The organism is Roseovarius sp. THAF9 (assembly GCF_009363715.1).
GTDB lineage: Bacteria > Pseudomonadota > Alphaproteobacteria > Rhodobacterales > Rhodobacteraceae > Roseovarius.
Genome location: NZ_CP045404.1, coordinates 1,072,450 through 1,083,131, shown reverse-complemented (window position 1 = coordinate 1,083,131; position 10,682 = coordinate 1,072,450). Strand labels below are relative to the sequence as shown.

The window sequence follows — 10,682 nt, the reverse complement described above, 5'->3', positions numbered from 1 at the left end:
AGGCGACACATGAGCCCTCGCGACGACATTCCGGCCCTCAGGGGCCAAGACGGCGAAGGATCGGTTCAGGTTCACCAGGACCCATCGATGAAGATCGAAGGGGCCAAGGTCTTCTCGGTTTACGGCAAGGGCGGGATCGGCAAGTCCACCACGTCCTCGAACCTGTCCGCGGCTTTCGCTAAGATGGGCAAGCGCGTGCTTCAGATTGGCTGCGATCCCAAGCATGACAGCACCTTCACCCTGACGGGCCGCTTGCAGCCCACGGTGATCGACATCCTGAAGGAGGTCGATTTTCACCCCGAAGAGTTGCGCCCCGAGGATTTCGTGGCCGATGGCTGGGGCGGCGTCAAATGCGTCGAGGCAGGCGGGCCTCCGGCGGGCACCGGCTGCGGCGGCTATGTCGTGGGCCAGACCGTCAAGTTGCTGAAACAGCACCACATGCTGGAAGACACCGACGTCGTGATCTTCGACGTGCTGGGCGACGTGGTCTGTGGCGGCTTCGCGGCGCCCCTGCAACACGCCGACCGCGCGGTGATCGTCACTGCCAACGATTTCGACAGCATCTACGCCATGAACCGCATCATTGCGGCGGTGCAGGCCAAGTCGGCCAATTACAAGGTCCGGCTGGCCGGCTGCGTCGCCAACCGTTCGCGCGAGACGAACGAGGTCGACCGCTACTGCGATAAGGTCGGCTTCAATCGCATCGCGCATATGCCCGATTACGACGCCATCCGCCGTTCGCGCCTGAAAAAGAAAACGCTGTTCGAGATGCCCGACGAGGAAGACATCGTCATGGCCCGCAAGGAATATGTCCAACTGGCCGAAACCCTCTGGCGCGGCACCGAACCGCTGGCCCCCGCCCCGATGGAAGACCGCGATATCTTCGAACTGCTTGGATTCGATTAATGAGCTACGACCGCACATTGACCCGGGTCGAGACCTATTTCGACAAGACCGCCACCCGCACGTGGGAGGCGCTGACCAGCGATGCGCCGGTCTCGAAGATCCGGGAAACCGTGCGTCGCGGGCGGGACGCGATGCGCGAACAGATGCTGTCGCGCCTCCCCAATGACCTGCGCGGCGCACGCGTCCTCGATGCGGGCTGCGGCACCGGCGCCATGACCACCGAACTTGCCGCACGCGGGGCCGAGGTGGTGGCGGTCGACATTTCGCCGTCGCTTGTAGGCATCGCGCAACGCCGCCTGCCCGAAACGCTGGCCCACCGCGTGACATTTCACGCAGGCGACATGCTGGAAGAAAGCCTCGGCCGGTTCGACCACGTTCTGGCCATGGACAGCCTGATCTATTACCGCGACGCCGATATCGCCCGGTCTCTGGCGACGCTCATGGCGCGCAACTCGGGCCGGATCGTGTTCACCGTCGCGCCGCGCACGCCGCTCCTGATGGGCATGTGGTACGCGGGCAAGCTTTTCCCGCGCTCCGACCGCTCACCCACCATGATCCCGCACAGCCCCGCGCGCCTGTCGCGCGCCTATGCGCAAACCAATGGCACCGGCACCCTTGCGCCGCTCCAGCGCGTGACCTCGGGCTTCTACATCTCCCATGCGATGGAGGTGACTGCATGAGCCGTCCTTCGCCCCTCAAGCATCTCAGCCTGCGCGCCCTGCCCTTCGCGGACGCGGCCAGCGAGGGGTTGCCGATGGGCGAACTGCTGCGGCTCTCGCTGTTCCAAGTTTCGGTGGGCATGGCCACGGTCATGCTGCTGGGCACACTCAACCGCGTCATGATCGTCGAGCTTTCGGTCCCGGCCACCATTGTCGCCGTGATGATCGCGCTGCCAGTCCTGATTGCCCCCTTCCGCACGCTTCTCGGCTTCCGCTCCGACACCTACCGCAGCGCCATCGGCTGGAAGCGCGTGCCCTACCTGTGGTTCGGCTCGCTCTGGCAGATGGGTGGCCTCGCAGTGATGCCTTTCGCCCTGCTGGTTCTGTCGGGCAATACTGTGCACGACGTACCTTTTGCGGGCGAGGTGCTGGCAGCGCTGGCCTTCCTGATGACCGGCCTTGGCCTGCACATGACGCAAACCGCCGGTCTGGCGCTCGCCACCGACCGCGCCGATGAGGCAACGCGCCCGCGCGTCGTGGCCCTGCTTTACGTGATGTTCCTCTTGGGCATGGGGATCTCGGCCATCGTCATCGGCTGGCTGCTGCGCGACTTCAGCGAACTGGCCCTGATCCGGGTGGTGCAGGGCGCGGCGCTCGCGGGCATCGTGCTCAACCTCATCGCGCTCTGGAAACAGGAAAAGATGGCGCCGATGACGCGCGCCGAACGCGCCGCCCCCCGCCCCCGGTTTTCTGAGGCCTGGGCCGACCTGATGGCGGGCGGCCAAGCCGGGCGCCTTCTGGCGGTGGTCTTCATAGGCACGATGGCCTTCAACATGCAGGACGTGCTGCTTGAGCCCTACGGTGGCGAAATCCTGGGCCTTTCGGTCTCCTCGACCACACTCCTGACAGCGCTTTGGGCCGCGGGCGCATTGGCGGGCTTCGTCTGGACCGGACGGTCTCTGGCGCAAGGCCGCAACGCACATCGTCTGGCGGCTTTCGGTGTGCTGATCGGCATCGCGGCCTTTGCCGTCGTCGTGTTCGCCGCTCCGATGAACTCGACCGTCCTCTTCTTTGCCGGAGCCTGCCTGATCGGGTTGGGCGGCGGTGTCTTCGCTGTCTCGACCCTTACGGCCGCCATGACCATGACGACCCAAGGCAAGGCCGGCCACGGCCTGGCACTCGGGGCCTGGGGTGCCGCACAGGCCACTGCGGCGGGGCTCGCCATCGCCTTTGGCGGCGGCATCCGCGACGCGGTCAATGCCGCGGCCACGTCCGGCGCGTGGGGCGAGGTGCTGAACACGCCGGCCACCGGCTACACTTTCGTCTACCACACAGAAATCGCCCTTCTCTTCGTCACGCTCGCCGTGATCGGGCCACTGGTTCGCAACCCGCGCGCCGCCACCCATTCCACCCCATCGGAGGCGGCCCGCATCGGCCTGGCCGACTTCCCGACATGATGTGCCGATCCATGGAAAGGATATGCCATGAGTAACGCTTTCTTCGCCAACTTCGATCTTGCCAGTCTTTCGATCTGGCTGTTCTGGATCTTCTTCGCCGGGCTGATCATCTACATCCAGCGCGAGAACATGCGCGAGGGCTACCCTCTGGAAGATGATGACGGCAACCTGTCCGCCAACCAGGGCCCATTCCCGATCCCGGGCGACAAGACCTTCATCCTGCCCCATGGCCGGGGCGAGTTGACCGTGCCCTCGGGCCAGCGCCCCGACCGGCAGAACGTGGCGCTGCAAAAGACCGCTGCGGGCAACGGTTTCCCGTTCGAGCCCACGGGCGACCCGCTCGCCGACGGTGTCGGCCCGGCCTCCTGGGCCAACCGCGAGGACGTGCCGGAACTTGACGGTCATGGCCACCCCAAGATCGTGCCGATGTCGGCCAACGAACACTTCCACGTGGCCGCGGGTCGTGACCCGCGCGGCCTGCCCGTGGTAGCAGGCGACGGAGAGGTCGTGGGCATGATCACCGACCTCTGGGTCGATGAGCCCGAGCAACTGGTCCGCTATCTCGAAATCGAACTCGACGGCGATCACGGCGCAGGCAAGCGGCTCGTGCCGATGACCCTGACGCGGATCAAGAGCAACCACGTCAAGGTGCTCAAGCTCTACGGCAAGCACTTTGCCGGTGTGCCGCAACACGCATCGCCCAACCAGGTGACCAAGCTCGAGGAAGACAAGATCTCGGCCTATTACGGCGGCGGCACGATCTATGCCGACGACGCCCGCCTCAACCCTAAGCTGGGCTGAGCCGGGACCAGGACGGACGGAGGAGATGACGATGCCCCATGACGACTTTCACGTGGAACCGGTGCCCGGCCTGCCCGAACGCCCGCCCGAGGGCGAGCAGATCCTGTGGCAGGGCCGGCCCAATTGGTGGGCGCTGACGGTCCAGTCGCTCAACCTCTACTGGGTGGTCGGCTATTTCGTCGTCCTCTTCGCTTGGCGCTTCGTCACCCTGTTCGATCAGGTTGGGATGGCCCATGCGTTCCGGGTGTCCTTCCCGTTCCTGGTCATCGGCGCGGTGGCCGCGGCGCTTCTGCTTCTGATCGGCTACGTGCAGGCCCGCGCCACCGTCTACACCATCACCAACCGGCGCGTGGCAATGCGCGTCGGCGCGGCGCTGACCGTCACGCTGAACCTGCCGTTCAGCCGCATCGCCAGCGCCGATCTGGCGCTGCGCCGCTCAGGCAATGGCACCATCGCGCTCGACCTGATGGACCCGCCGCCGCTCAGCTACCTGACCTGCTGGCCGCATGTGCGGCCTTGGCACGTACGCAAACCGCAGCCCGCGCTGCGCGCCATCGACGACGCCGCCCGCATCGCGCGCCTCATTGCCGAGACGGCCGAGGCGCAGGTCAATGCCCCCAAACTGGCCCGCACACCGGGCGAAACCAACATCGGCGCGGACGATATCGCCCCTGGCGCCGTGCCGGCGGAATGACAAGGACCTGACACGACATGGCCCAGACCGACCACATCCACGCAAACGACCGCGCCGGACACGACAAGGAACTCGTCCCGCGCGCCCTGGTCTTCGCGGTCTGCACCTTCGTGCTGATCGTTCTCGCGCTGGTGACGTGGTCGCGCCTGTCGGGCCAGCCGGTCACCTATACACCGCCCACCGGTACCATCACGCATGAACGCACCTTCAACCTGTCCGGCGACATGTCCGGCAGCGCCACCGTGACCGAACTCGACGGCACGCTCATCGCCGAGCTGAACCCGAAAGAGGGCGGGTTCATCTCGGGAGTCTGGAGGGTGATCCAGCGCGAGCGCACCAAACACCGCGTGGCCCTGACGGGCCCGCTGACACTCGTCCGCTACGACAACGGACGCATCGCGATCCACGACCCGTCCACGGGCTGGAGTGCCGACCTCATGGGGTTCGGCATCGACAACGCCAAGGCCTTTGCAAGGCTCCTGGCACAATAGCAAAAGGAGACGCCAAAATGGGATGGCTGACCAAAGACATAGAAAGGGCGCCCTGCACGGTCGAAGTATCACACTGCTTTGAATCCCTGCACGCGCATGTGCGGTTCAACAACGGGGCGGTGATCCACCCCGGCGACGAGGTCAAGGTTCACGGACCCGAGATCATGGCGCCCTTCGGCGAAGTGGTCAGCGAGGACCGCGAGGCCACCATCGTTCGCGCCAGCAAACTGGAACAGCTCTGGACCCGCCTCACGGGTGATTTCGAGGTGATGGAGCTGTGCGAGTTTTCCTTCTCAGAGGAGGTCACGCTATGAACGCCCACACCAAACACAATGCAATGCGCCCCTCCGGGGCGACGCACACCGCCGACGCCACCACCGTTGAAGAGGGGCTCGCGATCGCCGAAGCGCAGGATCGCCAGTACAACGATGAAATGGCGACCGAAACGGCGATGTCCAACACGCTGCTCACGCCGCGCTTCTACACCACCGATTTCGACGAGCTTGACGCGATCGACGTCAGCCCGGTGCGCGCCGATTGGGACAAGCTGATTGACCAGATGCAGGCCGACCCCAACAAGGGCCACTTCAAGAAGAACGAGGACTGGGACCATGTCGACTGGGAGGGGATGGACCCCGCCCTGAAGAAGGAATTCATCGACTTCCTGATCTCGAGCTGCACCGCCGAATTTTCGGGCTGCGTCCTCTACAAGGAAATGAAGCGCCGCGGCAACAACAAGGACATCACGCAGCTTTTTCAGCTGATGGCCCGTGACGAGGCCCGGCACGCCGGCTTCATCAACGACGCCCTGCGCGAGGCCGGGCTGCGGGTGAACCTCGGCTTCCTGACGCAAAAGAAGAAATACACCTACTTCCGGCCCAAGTTCATCTATTACGCCACCTACCTTTCGGAAAAGATCGGCTACGCACGGTATATCACGATCTACCGCCACCTCGAGGCCAACCCCGAGCATCGCTTCCACCCGATCTTCAAGTGGTTCCGCGAGTGGTGCAATGACGAGTTCAGCCACGGCGAGGCTTTCGCCCTGCTGATGAAGACCGACCCAAGGCTGACCTCCGGCAGAAACGTCTACTGGATCAAGTTCTTCCTGACGGCGGTCTACGCCACGATGTATGTCCGCGACCACCAGCGCCCGGCCTTTCACGACGCGCTCGGCGTCGATCCGGACTGGTACGCGCACGAGGTCTTCACCAAGACGTCGGAGCTGTCCAAGCAGATCTTCCCGATCACGCTGGATATCGAAAGCCCGAAATGGCAGCCGCTGCTGGAAAAGCTGCAAAAGGCCAATGTCGACCTCGACACCGCCCGCAAGCAGGGCGGCCCGATGGGCTTCGTCAAGCGTCTGTCGGCGCAGGCCCGCGCGGGGACTGCCTTCGTGCGATTGATGCTGATCCCGTCGAAGTCGCACAAGGTGCCGGAAAACGTGCGGCTGGAGCCGGCCTACTGATGACGCGCACTTGCGCATATGATCCCGGACGGGAGGGGGGCCAGCCCCCCACGTCGAAACAGGGTTTCGACGCTCCCCCCGGGATATTTTTAGCCAGAGGAAGCGAGGAGGTTCGATGCTGACCTCGCCGTGGATCGCGGCCCTTGCGGCCCTCTTTATCTGGTGGTTCTCCACTGGGGCGATCTTGATGGTGGTGCGCCATGCCGACCGCGCGGGCGGAAACGCACGCATGATCTGCCTACTGTCCTCCCTGCCCTTGCTGGCACTTGGGCTTTGGGGGTTTCACACGACGCTGTCGATGGACTCGACGCTTGCCGCCTATGGCGCGTTCCTCACGGCGCTGGCGGTTTGGGGCTGGGTGGAACTCACCTTCCTGACCGGGATGATCACCGGCCCCAACCTGCGCGCCTGTCCCGACGGCCTGCCGGAATGGGAACGCTTCATCCGGGCCTGGGGCACCGTGGCTTATCACGAGACCCTGCTGACGCTGATCTTTGTCGCGATGTGGCTGCACGCGGCCGGGTCGGTGAACACCTTCGGGCTCTGGACGTTCACGATCCTCTATTTCGCGCGCATCTCGGCCAAGCTGAACCTCTATTTCGGCGTGCCGCGCATCAATACCGAGTTCCTGCCCGAGGCGCTTGGCCATCTCGCCAGCCATTTCCGCATCCAGCGGCTCAACTGGGTCTTCCCGATCTCGGTGTCGGCCCTGACCTTCGCCGTGGCCTGCTGGCTGGAACGGCTCTACGCGGCCCAATCCGCATTCGACGTGGTGGGCTTCGCGCTTTTGTCGGCCATCGCCGGCCTCGCGCTTCTCGAACACTGGTTGATGGTGCTGCCATTGCCCGATGCCAAACTTTGGCGCTGGATGCTGCCCGCGCCCAAACCGACACAAGACAAAAATACAAGACCGGAGGGATCCCATGGATTTTGATGCCATGTTCAACGCGCAGCTTGGCGCACTCAAGGAAGAGGGCAACTACCGCATCTTCGCCGAACTCGAACGCCGCTGCGGTGATTTCCCCCGGGCGCGCAGCCATGACGCTGACACTCCTGACGAGGTGACCGTCTGGTGCTCCAACGACTATCTTGGGATGGGCCAGAACGATCAGATCCGCCAGGTCATGAAGGATGCCGTCGACCAGTGCGGCACCGGCGCCGGCGGTACCCGCAATATCTCGGGCACCAACAAGTATCACGTGGCACTCGAACACGAACTGGCCGATCTCCATGGCAAGGAAAGCGCCCTGCTCTTCACGTCCGGTTACGTCTCGAACTGGGCCGCCCTCGGCACGCTGGGCGCGCGCCTGCCCGACGCCGTGATCCTCTCGGACGAGCTCAACCACGCCTCGATGATCGAGGGTATCCGCCACTCCCGCGCCCAGAAACGTATCTGGAAGCACAACGACCCCGAAGACCTCGACCGGCAACTGGCCGCGTTGCCAGCCAACGCGCCGAAGATCGTGGCATTCGAGAGCGTCTATTCCATGGACGGTGACATCTGCCCGATGCAGGAAATCGTCGAAGTGGCCGAGAAACACGGTGCCATGACCTATCTCGACGAGGTTCATGCCGTCGGCCTCTACGGCCCCCGTGGCGGCGGTGTCAGCGAGCGCGAAGGCCTCGCCGACCGCATCACCTTGATCGAGGGCACGCTGGGCAAGGCCTACGGCTGCATGGGCGGCTACATCACCGGCTCTGCTTCGATGTGCGACTTCGTCCGCAGTTTTTCCTCGGGGTTCATTTTTACCACTGCGCTGCCCCCGGCCGTGGCCGCGGCAGCGCAGGCCAGCGTCGCGCATCTCAAGCAAAGCCGCGCCGAACGCGACGCCCAACGCGACCGCGTTGCCTACCTGCGGTCCCAGCTCGACAAGCGTGGCATCCCGCATATGCACAATGCCAGCCACATCATCCCCGTGATGATCAAGGATCCGGTCAAGTGCCGGATGCTGGCAGACATTCTGATGCAGGACTGGGGCATCTACGTGCAGCCGATCAACTATCCCACCGTCCCCAAGGGCACCGAACGGCTGCGTTTCACACCCGGCCCGCTGCACAGCTACGACGATATCGATCACTTGGTCGAGGCGCTCGGCGTCCTTTGGAAGCAATGCGCGATAGCCCACGCTGTTGCCTGAGTTCCGCCGCGACAATCCGTCAACCACGCGGAGCCTCCGAACCCGCTCCAAAATTAAGAAAATGTCGGTTGATTTGGTCTGATACCCGCTATGTCGTATGGACAGCCAAACACATGGAGGACTCAATGAAGATCCACGTTACAGCCATCGCCCTCGCCAGCATCGCCGCCCCTGCCCTAGCCCAGGACGGTGACGCGGAGGCCGGCGAGAAAGCCTTCCGCCAGTGCAAGGCCTGCCACATGGTCATCGACGACGCAGGCGAAACCATCGTAAAGGGCGGCCAGGTCGGCCCCAACCTTTACGGTCTGTCGGGTCGCACCGCAGGCTCGGTCGAGGATTTCAGTTACTCCGACCTGCTGGTCGCCGCAGGCGAAGCGGGCCTTGAGTGGGACCAGGAAAGCTTTGCGGGATACGTGCAGGACCCGACACCCTGGCTGCAAGAATATACCGGCGAAGACGGTCGCGGGAAGATGACCTACAAGCTGCGCAAGGAAGAGGATGCTGCGGACATCTGGGCCTATCTCGCCTCGGTCGGTCCCGAAAGCTGATCCGCCATCCCGCATTCGAAAAGGCCGCCCCCCAAAGGCGGCCTTTTTCGTGCCGCGCTGTAAGCGTCATGCTAGGATACACTCAAAACAGGAGAGAGCATCATGATCGCAGGGGCACATGCAATTCTTTGGCTAAGCGAAGACGGCAAGGGCAATGACGCTTGCCGTTTTGCCGACGCCGACGGCGGATACTTGATCGACGGATCGTCGACCGACGCGGACGGCACCGTTCTTCGATACCGCATCCGTGCCCGTGCCGATGGCACGACCCGGCGCGTCCGCATCGGCAAGAAATCCCGCCTGAAACTGCGTCACAAGAAGGACGGCACCTGGACGCAAAACGACACTCCGGCGCCTGAGGTCCAGGGAGCCACCGATATCTTCCTAGACTTCACGCCGGCAAGCTTTACCCTGCCAATCCGCCGTCTTGCCCTCGACATCGGCGCTCAGTCCAAAATCATCGCGGCACGGCTGGACATGGCAACGGAACAGCTTACCCCGCGGCATCTCGTATTCCGGCGTATCTCGGACGACAATTACGAAGTCGAAACGGGCGAGACGGGCACGACCACCCGCATCTCGGTCGATGATCAAGGCATTGTTCAATCGCAACCGGGTCACTGGATCGCTCAGGCCTGACTTCTTCTAGCCGACAAACTGGCCAGTCAGCATCCAAATCCCCATCCCCAGCATCACCAGGTTTTCGGTCAGCGAAATGAACCCCAAGGGCACGTTCGATCCTCCACCGACACAGGCACAGGTCAACTCGCGCTTGTCGATATAGACGGCCCTGAACACGCTCCATCCGCCGACGGCCCCGATGAAGATCGCCACAGGCGCGACCAGCCAGATCAGCCCGCTGCCCGTACCGATCAGCGCCATCATGCCCACGCCCGCGTAAAGCTCGGCAAATGGATAGGCATAGCCGTAGGGCACGTATCTCTGCGCCAGCAGGTCATACCCCAGAAAGCCATTCACGAAGCCTTCGATATCCTGAAGCTTCTGGACGGCCAGAACCACCATTGAGCTGGCAAAGAACCATTTCAGCCATGTCAGCAGCGGAAAGCCGTCATAGAGGTTCGACACGATTGCCAGCGCCATCAGCGCGGTACTGGCGAAAATCGCGATGACAGGCATATAGGTCGTGTCGTCCTCGCCCAGCACGCGATAGCCGAAATGCGCTTTGAGTTCGCTGTACCCGCCGATCCGTTCACCATCGATGAAGGTCTGCGGCGTCGTCTTCACACCGTGCGCCTCCATGAACGCGTCGGTTTCCTCGCGGGTGGTCAGAAGGTTGTCGTCGATTTTGAAGCCGCGCCGCTTCAGCAACGACAGCGACTTCAGCCCGAACGGACACAGGTGCCCCGGCATCGCCATCCGGTAAAGCGATGCCGTCTTCCGGTCCCCTTCGCTTTTAGCGCGGGCGGTTTCGGGGCCATCGATCGTGTCCGTGGCTGCCATGATGAATGCCTTTCGGGTTGCTCGTTCCAAAGCAAAACGCCACGCCCGGCGTGGGCATT

13 protein-coding genes are annotated in these 10,682 nt (G+C 63.6%); 12 read left to right on the top strand and 1 reads right to left on the bottom strand.

Annotated features, from left to right (window positions below):
* Positions 1–9 precede the first annotated feature (9 nt).
* The 12 genes from bchL to FIU86_RS05265 all read left to right on the top strand — a co-directional run bounded on the left by bchL (position 10) and on the right by FIU86_RS05265 (position 9,801).
* A complete protein-coding gene (gene bchL / locus FIU86_RS05320; protein WP_152474116.1) occupies positions 10–906 on the top strand; it encodes a ferredoxin:protochlorophyllide reductase (ATP-dependent) iron-sulfur ATP-binding protein in 897 nt (298 codons plus the stop codon).
* Positions 906–1,586: a magnesium protoporphyrin IX methyltransferase gene (gene bchM, locus FIU86_RS05315; RefSeq protein WP_152474115.1), complete on the top strand. Its 681-nt coding sequence runs from the start codon at positions 906–908 to the stop codon at positions 1,584–1,586. The genes bchL and bchM overlap by 1 nt, the downstream gene beginning before the upstream one ends.
* Entirely contained in the window at positions 1,583–3,022 is a 1,440-nt protein-coding gene (locus FIU86_RS05310; RefSeq protein ID WP_152474114.1) for an MFS transporter, read from the top strand. The genes bchM and FIU86_RS05310 overlap by 4 nt, the downstream gene beginning before the upstream one ends.
* 27 nt (positions 3,023–3,049) lie before the next feature.
* Complete coding sequence (puhA, locus tag FIU86_RS05305) at positions 3,050–3,823, top strand: photosynthetic reaction center subunit H (protein ID WP_152474113.1); 774 nt, start codon at positions 3,050–3,052, stop codon at positions 3,821–3,823.
* Positions 3,824–3,854: 31 nt separating this feature from the next.
* A complete protein-coding gene (gene puhB / locus FIU86_RS05300) occupies positions 3,855–4,517 on the top strand; it encodes a photosynthetic complex putative assembly protein PuhB (RefSeq protein WP_152474112.1) in 663 nt (220 codons plus the stop codon).
* A 17-nt stretch (positions 4,518–4,534) separates the two neighbouring features.
* Positions 4,535–5,008 carry a photosynthetic complex assembly protein PuhC gene (puhC, locus tag FIU86_RS05295; RefSeq protein ID WP_152474111.1) on the top strand — a complete coding sequence of 158 codons (474 nt, stop codon included), beginning with the start codon at positions 4,535–4,537 and terminating at the stop codon, positions 5,006–5,008.
* Positions 5,009–5,025: 17 nt separating this feature from the next.
* The gene (locus FIU86_RS05290) at positions 5,026–5,322 is read left to right on the top strand and encodes a hypothetical protein (protein ID WP_152474110.1); all 297 of its coding nucleotides are present in this window, start codon (positions 5,026–5,028) and stop codon (positions 5,320–5,322) included.
* Complete coding sequence (acsF, locus tag FIU86_RS05285) at positions 5,319–6,476, top strand: magnesium-protoporphyrin IX monomethyl ester (oxidative) cyclase (RefSeq protein ID WP_254703949.1); 1,158 nt, start codon at positions 5,319–5,321, stop codon at positions 6,474–6,476. The genes FIU86_RS05290 and acsF overlap by 4 nt, the downstream gene beginning before the upstream one ends.
* Before the next feature lie 115 nt (positions 6,477–6,591).
* On the top strand, positions 6,592–7,410 hold the full coding sequence (gene puhE, locus FIU86_RS05280; RefSeq protein ID WP_152474109.1) for a putative photosynthetic complex assembly protein PuhE: 819 nt from the start codon (positions 6,592–6,594) through the stop codon (positions 7,408–7,410).
* Positions 7,400–8,614, top strand: coding sequence for a 5-aminolevulinate synthase (gene hemA / locus FIU86_RS05275; RefSeq protein ID WP_152474108.1), 1,215 nt, complete (start codon positions 7,400–7,402; stop codon positions 8,612–8,614). Before puhE ends, hemA begins: the two co-directional genes overlap by 11 nt.
* Positions 8,615–8,739: 125 nt before the next feature.
* The gene (locus FIU86_RS05270) at positions 8,740–9,162 is read left to right on the top strand and encodes a cytochrome c family protein (protein ID WP_152474107.1); all 423 of its coding nucleotides are present in this window, start codon (positions 8,740–8,742) and stop codon (positions 9,160–9,162) included.
* 102 nt (positions 9,163–9,264) lie between these two features.
* Complete coding sequence (locus FIU86_RS05265; RefSeq protein ID WP_152474106.1) at positions 9,265–9,801, top strand: putative glycolipid-binding domain-containing protein; 537 nt, start codon at positions 9,265–9,267, stop codon at positions 9,799–9,801.
* A gap of 6 nt (positions 9,802–9,807) precedes the next feature.
* On the opposite strand, the gene FIU86_RS05260 is transcribed toward FIU86_RS05265, so the two are convergent.
* Positions 9,808–10,539, bottom strand: a complete 732-nt coding sequence (locus FIU86_RS05260) for a MauE/DoxX family redox-associated membrane protein (RefSeq protein WP_152476948.1) — start codon at positions 10,537–10,539, stop codon at positions 9,808–9,810.
* Positions 10,540–10,682: the final 143 nt, after the last annotated feature.